Annotated in this window: 26 protein-coding genes; 16 read left to right on the top strand and 10 right to left on the bottom strand. The window is 74.4% G+C overall.

Features of this window, described 5'->3' with window-relative positions; all coding sequences use genetic code 11:
* The first annotated feature begins 206 nt into the window (after positions 1-206).
* Together QMF98_RS06035 and mtnN are read left to right on the top strand one after the other, a co-directional pair.
* Positions 207-659 carry an S-ribosylhomocysteine lyase gene (locus QMF98_RS06035; RefSeq protein WP_337975558.1) on the top strand — a complete coding sequence of 151 codons (453 nt, stop codon included), beginning with the start codon at positions 207-209 and terminating at the stop codon, positions 657-659.
* Positions 656-1,357, top strand: a complete 702-nt coding sequence (gene mtnN, locus QMF98_RS06030; protein WP_337975119.1) for a 5'-methylthioadenosine/S-adenosylhomocysteine nucleosidase — start codon at positions 656-658, stop codon at positions 1,355-1,357. Before QMF98_RS06035 ends, mtnN begins: the two co-directional genes overlap by 4 nt.
* Here mtnN and QMF98_RS06025 read toward each other — a convergent pair.
* Positions 1,354-1,797, bottom strand: a complete 444-nt coding sequence (locus tag QMF98_RS06025; protein WP_337975118.1) for a DnaJ family domain-containing protein — start codon at positions 1,795-1,797, stop codon at positions 1,354-1,356. The genes mtnN and QMF98_RS06025 overlap by 4 nt on opposite strands.
* Before the next feature lie 124 nt (positions 1,798-1,921).
* Between QMF98_RS06025 and QMF98_RS06020 the strand changes: the two genes are divergently transcribed.
* The 8 genes from QMF98_RS06020 (at position 1,922) to QMF98_RS05990 (ending at position 10,069) form a co-directional block, all read left to right on the top strand.
* Positions 1,922-3,682, top strand: coding sequence for an FAD-dependent oxidoreductase (locus tag QMF98_RS06020; RefSeq protein WP_337975117.1), 1,761 nt, complete (start codon positions 1,922-1,924; stop codon positions 3,680-3,682).
* A complete protein-coding gene (locus QMF98_RS06015; protein ID WP_337975116.1) occupies positions 3,679-4,038 on the top strand; it encodes a rhodanese-like domain-containing protein in 360 nt (119 codons plus the stop codon). Before QMF98_RS06020 ends, QMF98_RS06015 begins: the two co-directional genes overlap by 4 nt.
* Before the next feature lie 30 nt (positions 4,039-4,068).
* Positions 4,069-4,185, top strand: coding sequence for a DUF8730 family Cys-rich protein (locus QMF98_RS17010; RefSeq protein ID WP_490715651.1), 117 nt, complete (start codon positions 4,069-4,071; stop codon positions 4,183-4,185).
* 45 nt (positions 4,186-4,230) lie between these two features.
* Complete coding sequence (gene trxA, locus QMF98_RS06010; protein ID WP_337975115.1) at positions 4,231-4,608, top strand: thioredoxin; 378 nt, start codon at positions 4,231-4,233, stop codon at positions 4,606-4,608.
* The gene (locus tag QMF98_RS06005) at positions 4,595-4,969 is read left to right on the top strand and encodes a metal-sensitive transcriptional regulator (RefSeq protein ID WP_348773399.1); all 375 of its coding nucleotides are present in this window, start codon (positions 4,595-4,597) and stop codon (positions 4,967-4,969) included. The genes trxA and QMF98_RS06005 overlap by 14 nt, the downstream gene beginning before the upstream one ends.
* 123 nt (positions 4,970-5,092) lie before the next feature.
* Positions 5,093-7,621, top strand: coding sequence for an FAD-dependent oxidoreductase (locus tag QMF98_RS06000; RefSeq protein ID WP_337975114.1), 2,529 nt, complete (start codon positions 5,093-5,095; stop codon positions 7,619-7,621).
* An 88-nt stretch (positions 7,622-7,709) separates the two neighbouring features.
* The gene (locus tag QMF98_RS05995) at positions 7,710-8,333 is read left to right on the top strand and encodes a hypothetical protein (protein WP_337975113.1); all 624 of its coding nucleotides are present in this window, start codon (positions 7,710-7,712) and stop codon (positions 8,331-8,333) included.
* 284 nt (positions 8,334-8,617) lie between these two features.
* Positions 8,618-10,069: a DHA2 family efflux MFS transporter permease subunit gene (locus QMF98_RS05990; RefSeq protein ID WP_337975557.1), complete on the top strand. Its 1,452-nt coding sequence runs from the start codon at positions 8,618-8,620 to the stop codon at positions 10,067-10,069.
* A gap of 21 nt (positions 10,070-10,090) precedes the next feature.
* Here QMF98_RS05990 and QMF98_RS05985 read toward each other — a convergent pair whose 3' ends face one another.
* The 3 genes from QMF98_RS05985 to QMF98_RS05975 are packed head-to-tail and all read right to left on the bottom strand — an operon-like array spanning position 10,091 to position 13,471.
* Positions 10,091-11,362: an MFS transporter gene (locus tag QMF98_RS05985; protein WP_337975112.1), complete on the bottom strand. Its 1,272-nt coding sequence runs from the start codon at positions 11,360-11,362 to the stop codon at positions 10,091-10,093.
* Between the two features lie 55 nt (positions 11,363-11,417).
* A complete protein-coding gene (locus QMF98_RS05980) occupies positions 11,418-12,821 on the bottom strand; it encodes a sensor histidine kinase (protein ID WP_337975111.1) in 1,404 nt (467 codons plus the stop codon).
* A complete protein-coding gene (locus QMF98_RS05975; RefSeq protein ID WP_337975110.1) occupies positions 12,818-13,471 on the bottom strand; it encodes a response regulator transcription factor in 654 nt (217 codons plus the stop codon). The genes QMF98_RS05980 and QMF98_RS05975 overlap by 4 nt, the downstream gene beginning before the upstream one ends.
* Before the next feature lie 104 nt (positions 13,472-13,575).
* Here QMF98_RS05975 and QMF98_RS05970 point away from each other — a divergent pair, with 104 nt between their 5' ends.
* The 3 genes from QMF98_RS05970 to QMF98_RS05960 are packed head-to-tail and all read left to right on the top strand — an operon-like array spanning position 13,576 to position 16,854.
* Positions 13,576-14,877, top strand: coding sequence for a LolA family protein (locus QMF98_RS05970; protein WP_337975109.1), 1,302 nt, complete (start codon positions 13,576-13,578; stop codon positions 14,875-14,877).
* On the top strand, positions 14,874-15,968 hold the full coding sequence (locus QMF98_RS05965; RefSeq protein ID WP_337975108.1) for an ABC transporter ATP-binding protein: 1,095 nt from the start codon (positions 14,874-14,876) through the stop codon (positions 15,966-15,968). The genes QMF98_RS05970 and QMF98_RS05965 overlap by 4 nt, the downstream gene beginning before the upstream one ends.
* The gene (locus QMF98_RS05960) at positions 15,955-16,854 is read left to right on the top strand and encodes a DUF2705 family protein (protein ID WP_337975107.1); all 900 of its coding nucleotides are present in this window, start codon (positions 15,955-15,957) and stop codon (positions 16,852-16,854) included. Before QMF98_RS05965 ends, QMF98_RS05960 begins: the two co-directional genes overlap by 14 nt.
* 45 nt (positions 16,855-16,899) lie before the next feature.
* Here QMF98_RS05960 and QMF98_RS05955 read toward each other — a convergent pair whose 3' ends face one another.
* Positions 16,900-17,367: an NUDIX hydrolase gene (locus QMF98_RS05955; RefSeq protein ID WP_337975106.1), complete on the bottom strand. Its 468-nt coding sequence runs from the start codon at positions 17,365-17,367 to the stop codon at positions 16,900-16,902.
* A gap of 62 nt (positions 17,368-17,429) precedes the next feature.
* Positions 17,430-17,699 (bottom strand): acylphosphatase, encoded by a 270-nt coding sequence (locus tag QMF98_RS05950; RefSeq protein ID WP_337975105.1) that lies wholly within the window; start codon positions 17,697-17,699, stop codon positions 17,430-17,432.
* Between the two features lie 156 nt (positions 17,700-17,855).
* Here QMF98_RS05950 and QMF98_RS05945 point away from each other — a divergent pair, with 156 nt between their 5' ends.
* Complete coding sequence (locus QMF98_RS05945) at positions 17,856-19,244, top strand: NYN domain-containing protein (protein WP_337975104.1); 1,389 nt, start codon at positions 17,856-17,858, stop codon at positions 19,242-19,244.
* Positions 19,245-19,359: 115 nt separating this feature from the next.
* The gene (locus tag QMF98_RS05940; protein ID WP_337975103.1) at positions 19,360-19,755 is read left to right on the top strand and encodes a VOC family protein; all 396 of its coding nucleotides are present in this window, start codon (positions 19,360-19,362) and stop codon (positions 19,753-19,755) included.
* 98 nt (positions 19,756-19,853) lie between these two features.
* Here the strand turns inward: QMF98_RS05940 and QMF98_RS05935 are convergent, their stop codons facing one another.
* Entirely contained in the window at positions 19,854-20,366 is a 513-nt protein-coding gene (locus QMF98_RS05935; RefSeq protein ID WP_337975102.1) for a mycothiol transferase, read from the bottom strand.
* A gap of 75 nt (positions 20,367-20,441) precedes the next feature.
* Positions 20,442-21,161: an alpha/beta fold hydrolase gene (locus QMF98_RS05930; protein WP_337975101.1), complete on the bottom strand. Its 720-nt coding sequence runs from the start codon at positions 21,159-21,161 to the stop codon at positions 20,442-20,444.
* A gap of 135 nt (positions 21,162-21,296) precedes the next feature.
* Here QMF98_RS05930 and QMF98_RS05925 point away from each other — a divergent pair, with 135 nt between their 5' ends.
* Complete coding sequence (locus QMF98_RS05925) at positions 21,297-21,749, top strand: MmcQ/YjbR family DNA-binding protein (RefSeq protein WP_337975100.1); 453 nt, start codon at positions 21,297-21,299, stop codon at positions 21,747-21,749.
* A gap of 45 nt (positions 21,750-21,794) precedes the next feature.
* On the opposite strand, the gene rlmC is transcribed toward QMF98_RS05925, so the two are convergent.
* Together rlmC and QMF98_RS05915 are read right to left on the bottom strand one after the other, a co-directional pair.
* The gene (gene rlmC / locus QMF98_RS05920) at positions 21,795-22,922 is read right to left on the bottom strand and encodes a 23S rRNA (uracil(747)-C(5))-methyltransferase RlmC (RefSeq protein WP_337975099.1); all 1,128 of its coding nucleotides are present in this window, start codon (positions 22,920-22,922) and stop codon (positions 21,795-21,797) included.
* Between the two features lie 11 nt (positions 22,923-22,933).
* Entirely contained in the window at positions 22,934-23,701 is a 768-nt protein-coding gene (locus QMF98_RS05915) for an HAD-IIB family hydrolase (protein WP_337975098.1), read from the bottom strand.
* Positions 23,702-23,881: the final 180 nt, after the last annotated feature.

Raw genomic sequence — 23,881 nt, 5'->3', positions numbered from 1 at the left:
TGCACGTGCTGCTCCTTGGATGTCGGATTGGGACGAACGTCCCGTACCGAACTCTCACCCGCTCGGGCGGAGACCGCCTTCCGACGTGGTGAACGGCCGATGAACACGGCGGGAACCGTGCGCGTCGGACGCCCGGATGGCGGCCGCTACGGCGGTGGTCGCGCTCGCTGCCGCACACTGGACGCGTGGAGACGAGCCAGCCCCGGATGAACGTCGAGTCCTTCAACCTCGACCACCGCACCGTCAGCGCCCCCTACGTGCGCCTGGCCGACCGGAAGGTGCTCCCGCACGGCGACGTGCTGGTCAAGTACGACGTGCGGTTCACCCAGCCGAACCGCGCCCACCTGGAGATGGACGCCGTCCACTCGATCGAGCACCTGTTCGCAGAGAAGTCCCGGAACCACGCCGACACGGTGGTCGACTTCTCCCCCATGGGCTGCCAGACGGGCTTCTACCTGATCCTGGCGGGCGACTGGGAGTACGACGACGTGCTGGCCCTGGTGCAGGCCACGCTGGAGGACGTGCTCACGGCCACCGAGGTCCCGGCCGCCAACGAGGTGCAGTGCGGCTGGGGTGCCCACCACACCCTGGAGGGTGCCCAGCAGGCCGCCCGCGACTTCCTCGCGCAGCGCGCGGTGTGGAGCCAGGTGACCGCGTGATCGCCGTCGACGCGGTCGTCGTGACCGCCATGGCGGAGGAGGCCGAGCCGTTCCTGGCCCGTGCCGACTTCGTCGGCGCACCCACGCAGGTCGGCCGGGCCGTGCACCGGGTGGTCACCCTCGGCGGGCACGGCGCGCTGCTCGTGGTGTGCGGCATCGGCCTGGTGAACGCGGCCGCTGCCGCCGCCGTCGCGGTCACCAGCACCGCGCCGCGGACGCTGATCAGCGCCGGCAGCGCCGGTGGCCTGGGCGCCGAGGTGCGCGTGCGGGACGTCGTCGTCGGCACCTCGTACGTCTACTCGGGCGCCGACGCGCGCGCCTTCGGCTACGACCTGGGCCAGGTGCCGGGCATGCCGGCCGTGTTCGACGCGGACCCGCAGCTGGTCGAGGCGATGCTCGCCGTGAAGGCCGAGGGCCAGCGCGTGCTCGCGGGGACCATGCTCTCCGGCGACGCGTTCATCGACCCGTCCGGCGTCGACCGCGTGCGGACCGCCTTCCCCCACGCGCTGTCGACCGACATGGAGTCGGCAGCGCTCGCGCACGTCGCGCACCTGTACGACGTGCCGTTCGTCTCGGTGCGCGGCATCTCCGACCTGTGCGGACCTGCCGACGAGTTCAACCAGCACGTGGACGACGCGGCGGACCGCTCGGCCGCGGTGGTCGTCGGCGCGCTGCAGCGGATCGCCGCGCTCGTCTAGCGCCTGCGCCGCTCGCGCCAGGCGGCGACCTCGGCCTCGACGTCGCGCAGCGGGGCGCGCAGCCGCTCGGCGTCGGCGCGCAGCTGGAGGGCCTCCGGAAGCACGCCGGACACGTGCTCGCGCTCGACGTAGGCCTTGAGCCACCAGTCCGGGTCGTGCCGGGTCAGGTTCGGCAGCGGCTTGCCGGCGAGCGGCAGGTGGTCGAACTCCCCGCGGGCGATCGCCTGGTCCACCAGCAGGTCGACCCAGCCGGCGCGCCGGTCCATCCGTCCGACGGCGCGCGGCGGACCGGCGGGGTCGGGGCGTGCGGAGCCGTCGGTCTCCTCCGCAGCCGCCGCGGCGTCGGGACGTCCACCGTCCACCTCCGCCGTCGCTGCGTCGTCGGCCTCGACGCGCTCGGTCCGGTAGCGGCTCGCGCGACGGACCGGGTCGTCGTCCACGGCGTCGCTGCATGGCGTTCCCCCTCGTCAGCGGCTACGGCGGCCCGGGCAGCCCCGTCGACGACCACGCCACGACGGGTCCGGAAGTTGCGATCCCGATACCCCCCGGGGTATCTTCCCTCCCGTGACCCCCAGCGCGAGTCCTTCATCGTCCACGCCGTCGGCCAGCACGCGCATCGTCGTCGTCGGCGGCGTCGCAGGCGGCATGAGCGCCGCCGCGCGCGCCCGCCGTCTCGACGAGCACGCCAGCATCGTCGTCCTCGAGCGCGGCGCCTACGTCTCCTTCGCCAACTGCGGCCTGCCGTACCACCTCGCCGGTGAGATCGGCCGCGAGGAGAGCCTGCTGGTGCAGACGCCCCAGTCGCTGGCCGAGGCGCTGGCGCTCGACGTACGCACCGGCAGCACCGTGACGGCGATCGACCGCGACGCCCGCACGGTGCACGTCCGCACCGCCACGTCGGAGTACGACCTGCCCTACGACTCGCTGCTGCTGGCGCCCGGTGCCGTGGCCGTCCGGCCGCCGATCGACGGCCTGGACGACCCGGCGGTGCACGCGCTGCGCACCATCGACGACGTGCAGCGGCTGCGCGGCACCGTGGACCACGTGCTGGCCAGCCGCCCGGAGGGTGAGGCTCGGGCGGTCGTCGTCGGCGCGGGCTTCATCGGGCTGGAGGCCGTCGAGGCCCTGGTCACGCGCGGGCTGAGCGTCGACGTCGTCGAGCTCGCGGACCACGTGCTGCCCCCGCTGGACGCCGAGCTGGCCACGCTGGTGTCCGACGAGCTGGTGCACCACGGCGTGCGGCTGCACGTCGGCGTGTCCGCGACGCAGGTGTCCGACGCGCCCGGCGCGTCCGTCGTCGTCACCCTCTCGGACGGGTCGCAGCTGCCGGCCGACCTGGTGCTGGTCAACGTCGGGGTCCGCCCCGAGAGCTCGCTGGCGCGCGACGCCGGCCTCGACCTGGGCCCGACCGGTGCGATCCGCGTCGACGCCGACCACCGCACGTCGGACCCGCACGTGTGGGCCGTCGGCGACGCGATCGAGGTCCGCCAGGCCGTCACCGGCGCCGTCGGACCCGTGCCGCTGGCCGGCCCGGCCAACCGGCAGGGCCGCCGCGCCGCCGACTCGATGCTCGGCCACCGCACCACGCCGCAGGCCGACGTGCTGGGGACCGCGATCGTGCGCGTGTTCCGCCTGACCGCCGCGATGACCGGTGCCAGCCAGCGCGTGCTGGACCGTGCGGGCATCGAGCACGAGGTGGTGCGGGTGCACCCCGGGCACCACGCCGGCTACTACCCCGGTGCCCAGCAGGTGCACATCGTCGCGAGCTTCGCTCCGGACGGGCGCCTGCTCGGCGCCCAGGCCGTCGGCCGCGCCGGGGTCGACAAGAGGATGGACGTGCTGGCCACGGCGCTGCGCGCCGGCATGACGGCCGACGACCTCGCCGAGCTCGAGCTGTCCTACGCGCCGCCGTTCGGCTCGGCGAAGGACCCGGTCAACATGGTCGGCTTCGTCGCGCAGAACGCGCTGGACGGCACCGCGCCGCAGTGGCACCCGGACGAGCTGGACGAGGCGCGGCGGGACACGCTGGTGCTCGACGTGCGGACCCACGGCGAGTTCAGCCGCGGCCACCTGCCGGGCGCGATGCACGTGCCGCACATCCAGGTGCGCGACCACCTCGAGAAGATCCGCACGGCGGCCGCCGGCCGGCCGATCAGCGTGCACTGCCAGAGCGGGGTGCGCTCGTACCTGGCCACCCGCATGCTGATCGGTGCCGGCATGGACGCGCGGAACCTCTCCGGCGGCTGGCTCAGCCTGGTCGCCGCCCACCCTGAGCTGCGCACCAGCGCAGTGCCCACCCAGCCCAAGGAGCCTGCGACCGTATGAGCACCAACCCGTTCCTGCGCCTGCTCGGCCTCGGCAAGGACGACGGCAGGCTGCCGTCCAGCGTGCGCGCCGACCGCGCCGTCGAGCTGGTCCGCGACGGCGCCACCCTGGTGGACGTGCGCGAGAACCACGAGTGGAAGACCGGGCACGCGCCCCAGGCCCTGCACATCCCGCTCGCCCAGATCTCCGGCGCCCCGCGCCGGTTGAAGGCCGACCAGCAGGTGGTGGTGATGTGCCACAGCGGGATGCGCTCGCGCACCGCCGCCGCCCAGCTGCGCAAGCTCGGCTTCGACGCCACCAGCGTGTCCGGTGGCATCGGCGCCTGGCAGGCCGCCGGCGGCGCCGTCCGGCGCTGACCCCACCCCAACCCCCGAGGAGACACCCCTATGTGCAGCCCCATCCGTTGTTCCCGTTGCGGCAAGGTCACCTGGACCGGCTGCGGTCAGCACGTCGACGCCGTGATGGCGAACGTGCCGGCCGAGCAGCAGTGCACCTGCCGCTGATCACCTCGCACCCACCCACCGCCACGACCGTCCGGAAGGACTGACATGAGCACCATCGCCGTCGGCGAGGAGACGTTCGCCGACACCGTCCGCGACAACGACATCGTGCTGGTCGACTTCTGGGCCGACTGGTGCGCGCCCTGCCGGATGTTCGCGCCCGTGTTCGAGCAGGCGTCGACCACCCACCCCGACGTCGTGTTCGCCAAGGTGGACACCGAGGCGGAGCAGGGCCTGGCCGCCCAGGCCGGCATCACCTCGATCCCCACCCTGATGGCGTTCCGCGAAGGGGTGCTGGTGTTCGCCCAGCCCGGTGCGCTGCGCGCCCCGGACCTCGAGCGGGTGATCGCGGGCGTCAAGGACCTCGACATGGACGACGTGCGCCGGCGGATCGCCGAGCACGAGGCGAGCCATGACCGGGCCTGACAGGCCCCGACGTCCGGCTGCGACGGCACCCTCCGACGCAGCCCCGACGGCCACCGCGGACGCCTCTGCCTCCGCGGTGGCCGTCGACCCCGCCCCCGCGGCACCGGACCCGGTGGCGGTGGCGAAGGTCTCCGCGCGCCTGCGGCGGGCGCACGGGCAGCTGGCCGGGGTGATCCGGATGCTCGACGACGGCCGCGACTGCCAGGACGTCGTCACCCAGCTCGCCGCCGTCTCCCGTGCGATCGAACGGGCGGGCTTCGCCCTGGTCGCCGCCAACCTGCGCAGCTGCCTGCGCGACCCGCAGGGTCCCGACGACGTCGCCGCGGACCGGCTCGAGCAGCTCTTCCTCTCCCTCGCCTGACCGCGCCGCTCGCTCGACCCCGGACCGGCCCGGCTGCCAGACCCGGACCCAGGTCCCAGTTCATCCCATGATCGGTCGCCTAGCGTCTCTGCATACCGCCCGGGGTATGTGAGGAGACAGCTCGTGAAGATCGTCGTCGTCGGTGGAGTGGCAGCGGGAGCGTCGGTCGCGGCACGTGCGCGACGGCTCGACGAGTTCGCCGAGATCGTGGTGCTCGAGCGTGGCCACCACGTCTCGTTCGCCAACTGCGGGCTGCCGTACCACATCGGCCAGGTGATCGCCGACCGCAGCCGGCTGCTGCTGCAGACCCCCGCCAGCCTGCGCGAGTCGCTGGACATCGACGTGCGGGTCGGCTCGGAGGTCGTCTCGATCGACCGCTCCGCCCGCACCGTCACCGTCCGCGAGCTCGACTCCGGCCGCGAGTACACCGAGAGCTACGACGCCCTCGCGCTGTGCCCCGGTGCGAACCCGGTGCGTCCGCCGCTGCCCGGCATCGACCACGAGGCCGTGCACGTGCTGCGCCGGCTCGGCGACATGGACCAGATCAAGGCGCGCCTCGACGCCCTGGTCACCGCTGCTGCGAAGGGTGAGCGCGGTCCGGCTCGCACCGTGGTGATCGGCGCCGGCTACATCGGCCTGGAGATGGCCGAGAACTTCCAGCACCGCGGCGCCCAGGTGCACGTCGTCGAGCTGGCGGACCAGATCCTGCCGCCGCTGGACCACGAGATGTCGGTGCCCGTCGAGCAGCACCTGCGCTCGCGCGGAGTCCAGCTGCACCTGTCCACCGGGGCCGCCGCGTTCACGCCCCGGCCCGACGGTGCGGTCAACGTGGAGCTGACGAGCGGCGAGCTGCTGCCGGCGGACCTGGTGATCCTGGCGGCGGGCGTACGGCCCGCCACGGGTCTGGCCGTCGAGGCGGGGCTGGCGCTCGGCCCGCACGGCGGGATCGCCGTCGACGAGCACATGCGGACGTCGGATCCGGCCATCTGGGCCGCGGGCGACGCCGTCGAGACGCCGCACACCGTGCTTCCCGGCACCGCGCTGGCCCCGCTGGCCGGTCCGGCCAACCGGCAGGCGCGGGTGGCAGCCGAGAACATCTGCGGACGGGACACCGTCTACCGGTCGACGCAGGGCACCTCGGTGGTCAAGGTCTTCGACATGGTGGCCGGCGGGACCGGCGCCACCGAGCGGCAGCTCGTCGCCGCCCAGGTGCCGTACCGCGCGGTGCACGTGCACCCGTCGGGCCACGCGGGTTACTACCCGGGCACCGCGATGATGAGCCTGAAGCTGCTGTTCTCCCCCGGCACGGGACGGATCCTCGGCGCCCAGGCCGCCGGGTTCGACGGTGTGGACAAGCGGCTGGACGTGCTGGCCGCCGCGCTGCGCGCCGAGCAGACGGTCTACGACCTCGAGGAGCTCGAGCTCGCGTACGCCCCGCCGTTCGGGTCCGCCAAGGACCCCGTGAACATGGCAGGTTTCGTCGCGTCGAACGTGCTGCGCGGCGACATCGCGCTCTGGTACGCCCAGGACTGGGACACGGCGACGCCGGGCGCCCGGCTGGTCGACGTGCGCACGCCCGAGGAGTACGAGATCTGGCACCTGCCCGGCGCGGAGAACGTCCCGCTGGCCGTGCTGCGCGAGCGGTGCGTCGACTGGGACCGTTCGGTGCCGGTGCGGCTGTACTGCGCCGTCGGCTTCCGCAGCTACCTGGCGCACCGCGCCCTGGTGCAGCGCGGGTTCGCGGACGTGTCCGTCCTGTCCGGCGGCACCGCCACGTTCCGCGCGTGGCGCGAGCTCATGCCGGAGTCCGACGAGCCGCCGGCACCGGTCATCGCGTACGCCGAGCCGCCGGAGCTGGCCGCACAGGTGCGTCGGCAGGCGGCGCAGCCGGTGGTCAGCGGTGTCAGCGTCGACCTCGACTGCTCGGGCCTGGCCTGCCCCGGCCCGATCATGAAGCTCGCCGAGACGATGCGCGGGCTGGGCACCGGCGACGAGGTGGTGGTCACCGTCTCCGACCCCGGCTTCGGCAACGACGGGCCCGCCTGGGCTCGCCGCAACGGCCACCAGCTGGTCGAGCTGGCCCCGTCGGGCCCGGGCTACGTCGCACGCTTCCGCAAGGGCGGGACGTCTGCCCCCGCCCCGACGGCCGCGCTGAGCGCCCTGGCCGACGTCGCGGCCCCGGCGGCGAAGAACTCCTTCGTGGTGTTCTCCGGCGACCTGGACAAGGTGCTCGCCGCGTTCATCATCGCCAACGGCGCGCTCGCGATGGGCGAGGAGGTGTCGATGTTCTTCACCTTCTGGGGACTGAGCTCGCTGCGCCGCACCGACGCTCCCGCCCGCGACCGCAGCGCGATGGACCGGATGTTCGGGGCGATGATGCCGCAGGGTGCGGACAAGCTCGCGCTGTCCCAGATGCACCTGGCGGGCGCCGGCACGGCGATGATCAAGAAGGTGATGAAGGACAAGGCGGTGCCGTCGCTCCCGGAGCTCATCGCCTCCGCCCAGCAGGGCGGGGCCCGGCTGATCGCCTGCACGATGACCATGGACCTGCTCGGCATCGCGCACGAGGACCTGATCGACGGCGTCGAGCTCGGCGGGGTCGCCACCTTCCTCGGCGAGGCGCACGACTCCGGCACGACGCTGTTCATCTGAGCGGGTCGGTCGGTCCGGCACGGGATCACCCGCACATTCATCCGGTCGCCCGTCGCCACGGATGCCCGGGCAGGCCGATGCTCGGGCCATGGACACCCTCAGCCCCGACGGCATGGCATCGGCGATCGAGCGCGCCCGCTACTCGGGTCTGCGCAAGGAGCCGTGGGAGGACCTGCGCGACACCGAGCGCGACACCCGCGTGGAGGTGATGCGGGCCGCCCTCGAGGAGTCCGGGGTGGTCGCGGCCGTCGCGGCCGTGGTGGCACGGGGCGCTCAGGCGGACGGGCTGGCGGAGCAGGTCGCGGCCCGAGACGCCGAGCTGCGCGCGCGACAGGCGGAGCACGACGCGGACCTGGTGCGGCTGACCGGCCGGATCTCCGAGCTGGAGGACGAGCTGGCCGACGCGCGTGCAGCCCACGCCGCCGAGCTGGCCGCCACGACCGCCGAGTACGAGTCCGAGCTCGCCGAGGCGCGCTCCGGTGAGCAGCGGGCGGTGCACCGCGCCCAGCAGGCCGAACGCGCCCTGGACGCGGTGCGGAACGCGCTCGCCGGCGTCGCGGTCGCGGAGCCGCTTCCGGTCGGCCACGAGGCGGCGGCCGACGACGAGGGGCCGGTCGCCGGTGCCGTCCCGGCCGGCGTCGCGGCCGGGACGGCGGCCGAGTCCGCGGCACAACGGGGGCTGTTCGGACGCAGGGCGCGCTGGGCGCACTGAGTGCCGGCCGGCGTCCGAGCAGCCGTCGCGGACGGGACGCCGCGAGGAATGTCAGTGACGGGTGAGAGGTTGCTCACACAGACTCGACGGCGGCCGCTGCGCGGGGTCCCGCGCGGCTGAGCCGTACGTCGCAGTCCCGACCGCCTTGCGCCCTGCCCTGACCTGCCCCGCGCTGGGCCCGACCTCGCCTGGAGAGTTCCGTGACCGACCGGCCCAGCCCCGAGCTGCTCGAACCCGGCTCGCCCCTTTCCGAGAGGCCGCTCCCGGCAGCCGCACCGGAACGGATGGCGCCGCGCGACCGTCTCGCCGTCGTGCTGCTCCTCGTCTCCACGTTCGTGGTGATCCTCAACGAGACGATCATGGGCGTCGCGCTGCCCCGTCTGATGACCGACCTGTCGGTCACGCCCGCGACCGCACAGTGGTTGAGCACCGCGTTCATGCTCACCATGGCCGTGGTGATCCCCGTGACGGGCTTCGTCCTGCAGCGGATCACGACGCGCGCTGCCTTCCTCACCGCGATGGGCCTGTTCAGCCTGGGTACGGCGGTGTGCACGCTCGCCCCCGGCTTCCCCGTGCTGCTGGCCGGCCGTGCGGTCCAGGCGACCGGGACCGCCGTGATGCTGCCGCTGCTGATGACCACGGTGATGACGGTGACGCCGCCCGCATCGCGTGGCCGGACGATGGGCAACATCTCGGTGGTGATCTCCGTCGCCCCGGCGATCGGGCCGACCATCTCGGGTCTGATCCTGTCCGTGCTGCAGTGGCGCTGGATGTTCGGGCTGGTGCTGCCGATCGCGCTCGGTGCCCTGACCCTCGGCGCGGCACGGGTGCCCAACATCGGCGTGACCCGCTCGGCACGGGTCGACGTCGGCTCGGTGGTGCTCTCGGCGTTCGCGTTCGGCGGGATCGTGTACGGGCTGTCGACGCTCGGCAGCGCGAGCGGCGAGGTGCCGGTGACGGCCTGGGTGAGCCTGGTGGTGGGGCTCACGGCGCTGTCGCTGTTCGTCGCCCGGCAGCTGTGGCTGCAGCGGGCCGACGACGCCCTGCTGGACCTGCGGGTGTTCGGCTCCCGCACGTTCACCGTGAGCGTCGCCCTGATGGCCGTGGTGATGATGGCCATGTTCGGGACCATCATCATGGTGCCGATCTACGCGCAGCAGGTGCTGCACCTCACCACCCTGTCCACCGGCCTGCTGCTGCTTCCCGGCGGGCTGCTGATGGGCCTGCTCGCACCCGCGGTCGGCCGCGCCTACGACCGGTTCGGGCCCAGGCCGCTGCTGGTGCCCGGCGCGGTGCTGCTGAGCGCGGCGCTGTGGGGCATGACGACGCTCGACCAGCACAGCTCCCCCGGGCTGCTGCTCGCGGCTCACGTGACGCTGTCGGCCGGCCTGGCCGCGATGTTCACGCCGCTGTTCACGTCCGCCCTCGGCTCGCTCCCAGGACACCGGTACTCGCACGGCAGCGCGATGGTCGGCACCGTGCAGCAGGTGGCCGGCGCCGCCGGTACCGCGCTGTTCGTCACGGTGCTCACCGCACAGGCGGCCCGGCTGGCCGAGCACGGCGCCGACGGTGCGGCGGCGACGGCGGGCGCCGTGCAGGCCGCCTTCCTGGTCGGGGCCCTGGTGTCGCTCCTCGCCATCCCCGCAGCCTGGCTGGTGCGCCGACCGTCCGACGGCCCCTCCCCGGCCCTGCCGGAGGGCGTGCCGAGCCCCGCGGTCGCCGCCGAGGAGAGCTGACCGGTCCGCCTCGGACGCCGATCAGCCGGGCCCCGGCGCTGTCCCGTCCGCCCGGAGGCCGGCGGCCCGTCGCGTCCGCGCGTTGGCGTGCACCGACCACCGCGGCACGGTGACCGCCAGCACGGCGGCGGCCACTCCGCCGACTCCGGCCACGGCCAGCACGCCGGCCGCCAGGCTGCCGAGCGCGGCCCCGGCGGACACGACCAGGGGCCCGGCCGCGAGCCCGGCGTCCTGGAACAGCCGCCACACGCCGAGGAACTGGGAGCGGACGGCCGCGGGGGCCACGTCGGCGCCCAACGTCATCAGCAGGCCGGACCCGACGCCGTTGGCCAGCCCCATCACCATCGCGACGACCGACAGGGTGCCGACGGACCGCGACAGGGGCAGCGCCGCGATCGACAGGCCCAGCAGCACCATCGACGGCACGGCCACCCACAGCCGCCCCCGCCGGTCCATCACCTTCCCGGCCGGGTAGAACACCAGCATGTCGAGCGCGCCCGAGACGCCGTAGACCAGGCTGGTCGTGGCCGGCGCCAGCCCGAGGTGCTCGCCCCACAGCGGCAGCACCACCTGCCGCGCTCCCCGGGTCGCGCCGACGAGCAGCACGGCGACGCCCAGGGTGGCGAACACGCTGCCGTGCTCCCGCAGCACGCGCACCAGCGGCACGCGGGGCGCCTCGCGCCGGGCGGCGGTCGCCTCGGCGGCCACGTCCGGGACGGCGGCGACGATGACGAAGGTGACCACAGTGACGCCCACCGCGAGCCAGTAGGCACCGGGCGTCCCGGCCAGGTGCACCACACCGGCACCGAGGAACGGCCCGAGGAACACCCCCATCCGGCCGACCCCACCCAGCGTGGACAGCGCCCGCGCTCGGTACAGCGGCGGCGTGATCTCCGTCAGGTAGGCCTGCCTGGCCAGGAGGAACACGGCATTGGCAGCGCCGGTGACCAGCACCGCCACGCCGAGCACCAGCAGGCTGTGCGCGGTGGCGCAGCCCACCAGCGCCGCGATGGCGAGCACGGCGGCGGTCAGCATGGCCCGCCGGTCACCCCATCGGGCCGCCAGGGCACCGGCCGGCACGTCCGCGAGGATCTGACCGATGCCCAGGAACGCCGCCAGCAGGCCGGCGACCGCGAGCGAGGCGCCCAGCTGCGAGGCCGACACCGCCACCATGGGCGTCACCGCGCCGATGCCCACCTCGAACGCGAGCGCCGGGCCGAACACCCCGGCGACGGCCGACCGGGAGAGGAAGCCACCCATCGCGTTCTGCTGAGCGCGGGCGGGGCTGGACATCGGTCCCATTCTCCTCCCGGCCCGACGTCACGGCTCGCACGGCCGGCGGCACCGCTCACGCGTCAGCGCGGCCCGGACCTTCCGACGGGGCCGACGGGAGCAGCACCACCGCCGCCAGGCCTCCCAGCTGGCTGCCGGCGAGCGTCACGTCGCCGCCCTGCTCCCGGGCGAGCTCACGCGCGATCGCCAGGCCGAGCCCCGCACCGCCCGCCTCCCGCTGGCGCGCCTCGTCGAGCCGGACGAACCGCTCGAACACCCGCTCCCGGTCCGCCACCGGCACGCCCCGGCCGTCGTCCTCCACCACCACCCGGCAGGTGTCGGCCCGCTGGTCGACCACCACCCGCACCCGGCTGGCCGCGTGACGGGTGGCGTTGTCCACCAGGTTGCGGAGCACGCGGGTGACCCGTTCCCCGTCCGCGACGGCGTGCCCGCTGCCGATCACCTCGACCGGTACCCGAGCCGGGGTCGCGGCGAGGCCGTCCACCACCGCCCGCAGGTCCACCCGGTCCGGACGAGCGGGGCGCGCGCCGACCCGCGCGAGCAGCAGCAGGTCGTCCACCAGGGACTGCATCCGCAGCGCCTCCGGCTCCAGCTCGGCGGCGAGCTCCGCCACCGTCCACGTGCCGGGGTGCGACCGCGCGACGTCGACGGTCGCCCGCAGCGCCGCGAGGGGCGACCGCAGCTCGTGCGCGGCGTCGGCGACGAACGTCCGCTGCCGCGACGCCGCCCGGTCCAGCCGCTCGAGCATCTCGTTGAGGGTGCGCGCCAGCGCGGCGAGCTCGTCGTCCGCCGCGGGGACGGGCAGCCCGCCCCCGCCGCCCGCCGCGGCGACCTGCGCCGCTCCCCGACGCAGCTGCTCGACCGGGTGCAGCGCCCGACCGACGGCGAGCCACAGCGCCAGCGCCACCAGCACGGTCAGCAGCGGGACGACGATCAGCAGCGCCACGCGCAGGGCGCCGAGCAGCCCCTGCACCTCGCCGAGCGGCAGGCTGACCACCACCGTCGCCGGCGACCCCCGGTAGGTGACGGCGTGCAGCGCCACGCGGCCCGGTCTGCTGTACGCGTCGTCGGCGGTGCTGAGCACCAGCACACCGGTGCCGGCACTCGAGCGGAGGGCCGACAACGGCCCGGCGGGCAGCACCGGCAGCGTCCGGCTGGCGTTCGGGGAGGACGCGAGCACGCCGCCCTGCTCGTCCAGCAGCTGGGCGACCTCGCCCGCCTCGACGGTCGGCAGCGTGGCGGGCACCGTGTCACTCTCCACGAGCCCGGTCACCACGCCGACCCGGTCCCGGAGCAGCCCGTCCAGCGCCGCCAGCCGGCTGCGCGACAGCACCGCCGTCAGCGCGAAGGCGCCGGCGACCAGCGCCACCGCGACGGCCGCCGCCGTGAGCACGGTCAGCCGCAGCCGCAGCGACAGGCCGCGCCAGCGCCGTCCGCCGCCGCGCCGCTCCGTGGTCATCCCGCCATCCGGTACCCGGCACCGCGGACCGTGAGCACCGCGTCGCGGCCGAGCTTGCGGCGCAGGTAGCCGACGTACACCTCCACCACGTTCAGGTCCTCGCCGGGGGCGTCCCACACGTGGTCGCGCAGCTCGACCTTGCCGACCACCCGGTCGGCGTGCCGCATCAGGTACTCGAGCAGCGCGAGCTCGCGGACGGTGAGGGCGACGGGCGCACCGCCAAGCGTCAGCGAGCGGGTAGCCGGGTCGAGCTCGAGGTCCCCGACCCGCAGCACCGCCGGACGCTCGGCGACGGGCCGGCGCAGCAGCGCGCGGATCCGGGCGACGAGCACGACGAACGAGAACGGCTTGGTCAGGTAGTCGTCCGCGCCGACGTCGAGGCCGTCGGCCACGTCGTGCTCCCCGTCCTTGGCCGACAGCAGCAGCACCGGCGTCCACACGTCCCGCGCCCGCAGCTCGCGCACCACGTCGTAGCCGTGCCGGCGCGGCAGCATGATGTCCAGCACGATGGCGTCGTAGTCGCGGTCGGTCGCCAGCTCCAGGCCGTGCTCACCGTCGTAGGCGACGTCCACCGCGAACCCCTCCGCGGTCAGCCCTCGCTGCAGCGCACGGACCAGGCCGCGCTCGTCGTCCACCACCAGCACGCGCACGCGGTCAGCATCCCATCGCCGTCGGACCGTGCCCCGCGACGGCGCGGACCGGCGCCGCGCCGGCTCTCAGCAGCCCCTCAGAGGCGGGGGTGCACCCTGGTGCCATGACGAGCGATGTGACGACCGTCCCCTCGGACGCTCCGCGTCCCCCACGCCGCGGCCTGTCCGCACGAGCGCGGTGGGCGGTGCCCGTCGCGGTCGGTGCTGTGGTGGTGGCAGGGTTCGCCGCCGCACCGCTGCTGGCGGACGCCGGTTCGGCGGGGCTCCCCGACATCACGGCCCAGCAGCTGGTGACCAAGGTGCTCGAGGCCAAGCCGGTGCCGATGTCCGGCACGGTGGTCTACACGGCGCGGCTCGGCCTGCCGGACATCTCCTCGCTCGGTGCCGTCAGCGGCACGGTCAGCCCGGCCGACCCGATCAACCTCCTCTCCGGCAGCTCGACGCTGCGGATGTGGACGGACGGCGCCGGCCGCTCGCGCGTGTCGCTGCTGGGTGCGACCTCGGAGTACTCGGTGGTGCACGACACGACGCAGGCGTGGACCTACTCCTCCAAGAAGGACGCCGTCACCCACTACACGCTCTCCGCCGCCGACGCCGCGAAACTCAAGGCTGAGCAGCAGAACCACGCGCAGACACCGGTCCCCGGCGCCTCCGAGCTGCCGACGCCGTCCCAGGCCGCCGACCAGGCACTGAGCCAGGCGCAGCAGTACTCGACGGTCACGCTGGACAGCCAGACGACCGTGGCCGGCCGCGGCGCCTACCAGCTGGTGGTGACGCCGAAGACGAGCGGCACGCTGGTCGCGCACATCGTCGTGACGGTCGACGCGGCCACCTACACGCCGCTGCGCGTGCAGGTGTGGAGCACCGACAACGTGAAGGCGCCCGCGCTCGAGGTCGGCTTCACCGACGTGTCGTTCGCGAAGCCGTCCGACGCGGTGCTGTCGTTCTCGGCCCCGCCCGGCGCCAAGGTGACCGAGAAGACCATCGCGCTGCCGCAGCACACGGACGCCACCAAGCCGACGCCGTCGCCCACCGCGGGAGCCCTGCCGCAGAACGTGACCCTCACCGGGACCGGCTGGGCCAGCGTGGTCGAGGTGCGCGGCGTGAACGTCTCGGCGCTGCTTGCCGGGAACGCCGCGGCGGCTGCGGCAGCCGCCCGCGATCTGCCGCAACCGCCGACCGCCCAAGGTCAGGACGTCGTCAGCCAGTTCATGGGCGGCGACGGCACCGACCCGTCGAAGTCCGGGTCGGGCCTGAGCGCCAGCACGCTGTACGCCGGTCTGACCAAGGCGGTCCCCGGCGGCCGGCTGCTCTCCTCCGCCCTGGTGTCGGTGCTGATCCTGGACGACGGCCGGGTGCTGGCCGGTGCCGTGCCCGGTGCCACGCTGCAGCAGCTCGCCGGATGACCGGGCTGCCGACAGGGGTCAGGGGCTCCGCTCCCGGCACCCCACCTGAGGGTTCCTCGGTACCCGGCGCTGCGGCGCCGGGTACCGGCACGTCCGCGGCGACCGCCACCACCGCCACCGCGATCCGTCCCACCACGCAACCCGCGGTCGGCGGGACGTCCGCCATCCGCACCAGCGGGCTGACCAAGCGCTTCCGGTCCGGTCAGGTGGCCGTCGACCACCTGGACCTGGAGGTGCCCCGCGGTGCGGTGTTCGGCTTCCTCGGCCCCAACGGCTCCGGCAAGACGACGACGATCCGCATGCTGCTGGGCCTGGTGCGCCCGACGAGCGGCCAGGCCTGGCTGCTCGGCGAGCCGATGCCGGACGCGGCTGCCGCGGTGCTGCCCCGCGTCGGCGCACTCGTCGAGGGTCCTGCCTTCCAGCCGTACCTGTCCGGGCGGGCGAACCTGCAGCGGCTCGACGCGGTCGACGCGACGGCGGACCCCCGCACCGCCGCCGACCGGATCGACGCGGCGCTCGACCGGGTCGGTCTGACCGCGGCCGGTTCCAAGAAGTACCGCCAGTACTCCCTCGGCATGAAGCAGCGGCTCGGCCTCGCCGCGGCGATGCTGCGGCCGCGCGAGCTGCTGCTGCTCGACGAGCCGACCAACGGCCTCGACCCGCAGGGGACCCGCGAGGTGCGGCACCTGATCCGGGAGCTGTCCGCGGCCGGCACCACGGTGCTGGTGAGCTCGCACCTGCTCGCCGAGATCGAGCAGGTGTGCACCCACGTCGGCATCATGAGCCGCGGCCGGCTGGTGCTGTCCGGCGCCCGCTCGGAGCTGACGGACTCGCGGACCACCCGGGCGACAGTCACGACCACCGCGGCGGACGCACCCGCCGCCGCACGGGTGCTCACCGGCCTCGGCCTCTCGGACGTGTCGGTGACCGGCGACCGCGTGGACGGTCTGCTGGGCGAGGTCCCGGCCGACCGGGTCTCCGCCGCGCTGGTCGGTGCCGACGTCCCCCTGCTGGGGCTGGACGTGCGCAGACCGAGCCTGGAGCAGGTGTTCGTCGAGCTGACCGGGGAGGGTTTCGATGTCGCCCGCTGAGCCCGTGGTGGTCGCGCCCGAGCCCGCACCCACCGGCGAACCCTTCGACCGACCGTCGCCGCAGCGGGGCGCCACGGGCCGGCTGGTCCGCAGCGAGCTGCGGCTCGTGTTCGGCCGTCGCCGCAACCAGGTGCTCCTGGCCGGGCTGGCGATGGTGCCGCTCCTGATCGGCCTGATGATCTGGTTCACGCAGGACACGTCGACGGCCGGCGAGGGCCCCGGGTTCATCGGCCGGGTGGCCCAGAACGGCCTGTTCCTCGTCGTCGCCGCTCTGTTCCTCTGCCTGCCCTTCCTGCTGCCGCTGACCGTCGGCATCGCCTCGGGCGACTCGCTCGCCGGTGAGGCCAACGCCGGCACGCTGCGCTACCTGCTCGTGGTGCCGGTCGCACGAGCCCGGCTGCTGGCCGTCAAGGCGCTCGGCGCCCTGGCGTTCGTGGCCGCGGCGGTGCTGGCGATCGCCGTCGTGGGACTGATCGTCGGCGCCGCACTGTTCGGCGTGCACGACATCGCGCTGATCTCCGGCGGGTCCGTGCCCATCGGCAACTCGGTGCTCCGCGTGACGGGCATCGTGCTCTACGTCGGGGTGTCCATGACGGGGCTGGTCGCCGTCGGGCTGTTCTTCTCCACGCTGACCGAGGTGCCGATCGGCGCGATGGCGGCCACCGTGGTGACCGCGGTGGTCAGCGCCGTGCTGGACACGCTGCCGGCCCTGTCGCGCATCCACCCGTACCTGCTGACCCACCACTGGCTCGACTTCGCCGAGTTCCTGCGGATCGCGCCCGACTCCCACGTGCTCTGGACCGGCGTCGGCGTGCAGGCCGCCTGGGTGGCGGTGTTCGGCGCGCTCGCGTGGAGCCGCTTCACCACGGCCGACGTCTCGTCCTGACGTCGGCGGCCCGCGTCGGTCGAGGCGGCCGGCCCGACGACCGCGTCAGTCGAACAGCGTCGGACCGTCCCCGAGCGCGACGGCCAGCCGGCCGTGCATCTCCGGGTCCAGCGCCGGCAGCGCGCCGAGCTCGAACCAGGCCGCCTCGGTGTTCTCGCCGTCGGCCGGGTAGGGGTCGCCGCTGACGTGCCGGAACCGGAAGGTCAGGTCGAGGTACTGGGACCGGTCGCCGTTGGAGTAGGTCATGGGCGGCAGCGCCCGCACCCGGGCGAGCCGCTCCGGCACGGCCACCACGCCGGCCTCCTCGAGCACCTCCCGGGCGGCAGCGGCGGCCGGCTGCTCCCCGGGGTCGATGATGCCGGTCACGGGCGTCCAGCGGCCGTCGTCGGAGCGCCGCACCAGCAGCACGCGGTCCCCGGAGGCGTCGAGCACCACGGCGGTCACCCCCGAGAGCCACAGCAGGTCGTGGTCCACCTTGGCTCGCAGGGCGAGGACGAAGTCGGGGGTGGCCACGGGTCGGCATGCTACGTCGGACGCCACGGCGCAGCGGCTGGGGCTCGACGACGAAGCGGTCGCTACGGCTCGACGACGAAGCGCGTCGACCCCGTCGGTGTGGCCTCCTCGACCTCCACCCCGCTGACCGCGGCGTGCCGCGGGCCGCTGGCCAGCTCGTCGACCATCGTCTGCACCGGCTCGGGCTCCCCCTCCACCAGCGCCTCCACGGCCCCGTCGGGGCGGTTGCGCACCCAGCCCGTCACCCCGAGCCGGTCCGCCTCGCGTGCCGCCCACCAGCGGAAACCCACGCCCTGGACCTGTCCGTGCACCACGACGTGCTGTGCGATCACGTCTCCATAGTGGTCCAGACGGCGCCGGTCGGCCGCCCGGACGACGCGTCGGCGCCGTCCCGTCTTGCATGGCGGGCAGCCGCCGTTCAGGACAGGACGGCCGCGACGCGGGCCGCAACGGCGCGTCCTGCGCCCGGCACCGGGGAAGATGGCCCGGTGAGCACCGACACCCTGGCCCGCACGGACGGTGGCCGCCGCGTGCGGTGCGCCCTGTTCGTGGACTTCGACAACGTCTACATCGGGCTGCGCCGCCTCGACCCCGCCGCGGCCGAGGCCTTCGCCACCGACCCCGGGCACTGGCTGGCCGAGCTGGAGACCGGCAGCGACTCGCAGGGCGAGTTCAGCCGGCGGTTCCTGATCCGCGCCTGCTACCTGAACCCGTCGGTGTTCTCCGTGTACCGGCCCAACTTCACGCGCGCCGGCTTCCAGGTGGTCGACTGCCCGTCGCTGACCCAGCAGGGCAAGTCCAGCGCGGACATCAACCTGGTGCTGGACGCGGTGGACGCCCTCGCGGCGCCCACCCGGTACGAGGAGTTCGTCATCGTCTCGGCCGATGCGGACTTCACACCGCTGGCCCTGCGGTGCCGCGCCGCCGACCGCATGGTCACCATCATCACCGCGAGCCCCGCGGCGAGCGCCTACCGAGCCGTCGCCGACAACGTGATCACGGCCGACGCCCTGGCCGAGCTCGTCACCACCACCACGTCCCTCTCGGACGAGCCCCTCACGGCCACCACGCCGGAGCCCGTCGCGCCGGAGCCCGCCGCAGCCGAGCAGCGCCCGGGTGCCGAGGAGAAGGCCACGGGGCGGGGCGCGGCATCCGGTCGCACGACGACCGGCTCCCCCAGCACCAGCACGCCGGCCGCCGCCTCTGCGTCGGCTGCCCCGGCGCCGGCCACGCAGGCGCACCCGTCGCCGGCCGCCCGCCGTGCCGTGCTGCACCGGGTCCGCAGCGCCGACCGTCCGGTGCCGCTGGGCGCCGTGGCGCAGGCCGCGCAGCAGGCCGACCCGGGGCTGCCAGGCTCCGGCTGGGGCGGCGCCGGCAGCTTCGCGGCGTGGCTGGGCCGCGTGCTGCCGGAGCTCGGCATGACCAGCCGGCCGCCGGGGTACGTCTGGGACCCGCAGCGGTTCGACGAGGCGGACCTGCCGGGCGTGGTCGCCGACACCGACCCCAGCGCCCTGACCCGCCAGGTGATCGCCGTGACGGACACACCGGGCCTGCCCGCCTCGGGCTACCGGAAGCTGCTGGAGGGCCTCGCGACGGACATCGCGGCCCACCCGTTCGAGCGCGCCGAGACGTCCCGACGCGTCCGGGACGCCTGCCAGAAGGCGGGGGCCCAGGTGGGTCGCGCGACGGTGAACACCGTCATCTCGGGCATCCTCTACACCGGCCTCGAGCTGACCACCGCCCACCCGGCCGAGAAGCTGGCGCAGGCGTGGGCGGACAACGTCATCGGCCTGTGCCGGGGCGCCCGGATGGACCTGAGCAAGGGCGACGTCGCCGCGATCCGCGCGTGGGTGGGCGGCGGGCTGCTCGAGGGCTGAAGATCGAGGCGGCCGGTGCGATGAGCCCGACACCGCCGGCCGGTCTGTTGATGAGGGGACGTCCGCGCCGGTCGTGGTGCGGCACCGCCCCGCCGTCCCAGCTCCGGAGGTCACCATGCTCGGTCAGTCACCCGCGTTCAGCGGCTTCTCCGTCGACGACGTCGACAAGGCGGCCGCGTTCTACCGCGACGTGCTCGGCCTGACGGTCGGCGTGGACAACGGCATGCTGACGCTCCGGCTCGGGACGGGCGCCAGCGTGCTGGTCTACCCGAAGGGCGCCGACCACACCCCGGCGTCGTTCACGGTGCTGAACTTCCCGGTGCGGGACATCGACAGCACCGTCGCGACCCTGACGGAGCGCGGCGTGGTGTTCGAGCGCTACCCGTCGATGGCGGAGGCGACCGACGAGGCCGGGGTGGTCCGGGGCGCGGGCGGGCCGCCGATCGCGTGGTTCACCGACCCCGCGGGCAACGTGCTGTCCGTCCTCGAGGACCCGTCGGTCCCTGCCTGAGCCCCTGTCTCAGCTCCCTGTCTCAGCTCCCTGCCTCTCCCTGTCTCAGCTCCCTGCCTCGCCGCCGGCCCGGCCGGAGCCGGCGCGCGCCGGCACGGTCAGCCGCGGGAGCGGTCCACCAGCCCACGCAGGTAGGCGGCCTGCCCGGCGTGCTCGGTGGCGTCCACCACGATGCTGACCAGCCGCACCCCGAGCGTGACGGGCGGCTGCCAGCGCCGGTCCACCACCCGGTCCAGCTCGGTGTGGTTCAGGCCGCCGACGTACTCGGCCGCGAACGCCGCGACGGCGTCGACGTAGCCGAGCAGGTCCTCGGCCGGGACCACCACCTGGGCGACCTGTGCCGAGGTGTGCCCGTAGCCGGTGTCGCCCGCGTCGAGCGGCAGGCCGAACGTCTGGACCCACCCCTCGGACGTCCACACCTGCTCGAGGCCGGCGACGTCCGCGAGCTGGGCGTCCTGCACGCGCGCCGCATGCCACACCAACCAGGCGATCGAGTTCGCGTCGGCGTCCGGACGGAACGCGAGGCCCTCGGCGTCCAGTCCTCCGGCCGCGCGGTGCAGCACCTCGGGGATCCTGCTGAACAGCTCCGTGAGCAGTGTCGACACGTCCATGACCCACCTCCTGCCAGGGACGTTACGCCGGACGTCCGACACCCGCCCGCGAGGAGGAGAGCGGTCGTCGACAGGTCAGTCCGAGTCGGGAGCGCCCAGGAAGTCCTCGACGAGGGCCGCCAGCTCGGCGGGGCGGCGCACAGGCACCATGTGGCCGACGCCGGGCATCACGACCAGCCGCGAGTCGGGCAGGCTCGACACGATCAGGCGTGTGTGGGCGGGCAGGATGACGTCACGCTCGCCCACCACGACGAGCACGGGCGCAGTCACGGCCCCGAGGTCCGACGGGGCGATCTGCGGGTCCAGGAGCATGAGGTCCATCAGCTCGACCCGCCGCCTCGCCCAGCCTGACCACGCGGCGACGGGCGCACAGGCGGCACGGACCACCGCGAAGGTCCGCAGGAGGCTGGGCCGCAGACCGCTCGGGTCGAGGTTGGCACCGCTGATCACGATGCGGCGGACCCGCTTCGGGTGGCGCAGGGCCAGCTCTAGCGCGATGTTGCCGCCGTCGGAGTGGCCGAGCACGTCCGCCGTCGGCACCCCGAGCGAACCGAGCACCTCGTCGACGTCGTCCGCCAGGCGTGCGATCGTCAGCGGCCCGTCGCCGCGCAGGGAACGCCCCTGCGCCCGGGAGTCGATGCCGATGAGGCTGCGGTCCGGCGCGAGCCGCCGGACCAGCCGGTCGAACTCGAGGTGGCTCGCACCGTTGCCGTGCAGGAGCACCAACGGGCGGCCCGTTCCCCGCCGGACCACCCACAGGTCGCCGACCAGGGACCCTGCCGACCGTCTGCGCATGGCCCCGTCCTACCACCGACGGGTCGCGACGCGCGTCGAAGCCGAGCCGAGCACCCGGGGAGACGAACGGGCTCCTGTGGCAGCGTGGCCGGCGCCGCCACGACGCTGTCGGGGGTGCCCGATAGCGTCGTGGGCGTGACCGAGGACGTCGATCCCGCAGCTCGTCGTGCGCACCTGCACGCCGTGGCCATGGGGCTGGAGTGGGCCGAGCTCACGCACCCGTTCGACGCGACCACCGCGGTGTACAAGGTCGCAGGCCGGATGTTCGCCCTGGTCGGGGCGTCGGCGCCCTACCGGCTCAACGTCAAGGTGGACCCGGAGGACGGCGCCGCGCTGCGCCGTGAGTTCCCGACGCTGCTGCCCGGCTGGCACATGGACCACCGGCACTGGCTGACGGCACGGCTGGACGACGACCAGGTGCCGGACCAGCTGCTCGAGGAGCTCCTGGTGGACTCGTACCGGACGGTGCACGCCAACCTGTCCCGCCGGACCCGGGGCCTGCTCGCGGCGGGTCTCTGGCGGCCGGAGCCGGCGACGGTCCGACGGCCGCGCGAGCCCCGGCAGCCCGGCGGCACCACGCGGCGCTGAGGTGCCCGCCGCGGGGTCCGGCCAGGGGTCCGGTCAGAGGTCCGGTCAGCCCTCGCGCCCGAGCAGCACCAGCACCTCGGCGTGCGTGGTCTGGGGGAACATGTCCAGCAGCCGCGCACGGCGGGGCCGCCACGACGCCATCGCGGCCAGGTCCCGCGCCAGGGAGTCCGAGTTGCAGCTGGAGTACAGCACCGACCGGACGGACGACGCCTCGAGCCAGCCGGCCAGCTCCGCACCCAGCCCTCGTCGAGGCGGGTTCACCACCACCAGGTCGGGCGCCCGTGCCGCGGTCCGGGCGAACGACGTGGCGTCGCCGGCGAGGAAGCGCATGCCGTCGAGACCCAGCTCCGCAGCACTCGCCTCGGCGCTGGCCACCGCCTCCGCGCTCACCTCCACGCCGGTCACCTCGCGTCCCGGTGCCGCGGCGTGCAGGGCGAACCCGCCCACCCCGCAGTACAGGTCCCACACCGTGGCCGGCGCCACCTCGTCGATCCACGCGGCTGCCTGCCGGTAGAGCATGGCCGCCACGGCGGTGTTCGTCTGGAAGAAGCTGCGCGGCCGCAGGTGCAGGTCTACGTCGTTCACCCGCATGCGCAGGGTCTGCCGCTCGGTGAGCGGGATCTCCCGCTCACCCTCGAGCACGGCCGCGTGGGCCGGCTGCACGTTCACCGAGGCGACCGCGAGCGCCGGCAGCGCCTCCTGGAGCGCCGGCAGGTGCTTGCGGATCCGGGCCAGGGCCTCCGTGGACCGCAGCACCAGCCGCAGCATCAGCTCGCCGTCCGGCGACGCCGTCAGCAGCACGTGCTTGAGCTCGCCGACGCGCGACGGCACGTCGTACGGCACCAGGCGGGCGGCCGCGATCCAGCGGGCCAACGGCTCCAGCACGTCGCTGATCGCCGGCTCGTACAGCCCGCACTCACGCAGGTCGACGCCGCGACCCGCACCGTCGAGGATCCCGAGGGTCGGGGCGTCGACGGTGCCGCCCACCACGAGCTTCGCCTTGTTGCGGAACCGCTCCTGCGGCCCCGTCACCGGCGGCAGCCACACCAGCCCGTCAGGGTCGCCGAGCGCCCGGACGCACGCGTCCTGCTTGGCCCGCACCTGCTCGTCGTACCGCTGCTCCAGCAGGGTGCAGGACCTGCAGACCCCCGCCTCGAAGTAGCCGCACCGCACGAGCGGACCGGTCAGCGAGCCAGATCGGCTGCGAACGCCTCGGGGATGGCCACGCGGACCTTGGCCGGGGTGTCCTCCCAGCCGGTCACCGCGATGCAGGGCACCCCCGTGGCGATCACCGGGTAGTCGTTGCCGCCCTCGTCGAGCCGGTCACCGAAGAACACCGCCTGGTCGGGGCGCAGCCCGAGGCGGTCGAGCAGCCGGTTGACGCCGTACGCCTTGTCGATGCCCTTGCGGGTGATGTCCACGGAGGTGGACCCACCGGAGCGCACCTCGAGGTCCGGCAGCTTCTCCGCCACGTAGGCCCGCAGGGACTCCTTCTTCCGCCCGTCCGGGTCCCACGCCGCCTTGGCGTCCACCGGGGCCGCCTGGCCGAGCGCCGAGAACGTCACCTGGCTGCCGCGCAGCTCGATGCGGTCGCCCCAGGTGCTCTCCTCCCACAGGCCGAGCGCCTTGGCGCCCTCCTCGAGGGCGGCCGTCGCGCGGTCCGCCTCGTCCGCGGTCAGCGGCTCGGAGTACACCTCGGTCCAGTCGCCGCCCTGGTGCACCAGGTAGCGGGTGCCGCAGGTCGGCAGCACGTGGATCTGGCCGAGCGCCGCGTCGTCGTGGATGGACGAGAGCAGCTGGGCGTCGAACTGCTCGAACCGGCCGCCGGAGATCACACCGACCTGCACGACCTTGGTGAGGGCGACGATCATGTCGATCACCTCGTCGCCGACCTTGCTCTTGGAGGGCGCGAGCGTGTCGTCCAGGTCGAACAGGGCCAGTGCTGCGGTCACGGGGACGTCCTTCGGTGCGGCGAGCAAGACGGGCGGCCGACGAGCCGCGCAGGGCCGCCGGGAAGCTGTCACCGGCGGGCCCGCACGAGGGGACCGGCGCCGGGAACGACCCCCCACGGTACCGTGCCGCGCCGGGCACACGTCCGGACGCAGGCCACCGCACCGCGACCGACATACGCT

The sequence above is a fragment of the Cellulomonas sp. NTE-D12 genome (assembly GCF_027923705.1).
Taxonomy (GTDB): domain Bacteria; phylum Actinomycetota; class Actinomycetes; order Actinomycetales; family Cellulomonadaceae; genus Cellulomonas.
Note: the sequence above shows the minus strand (reverse complement) of the source record. Positions and strands in the feature narration are given on the sequence as shown.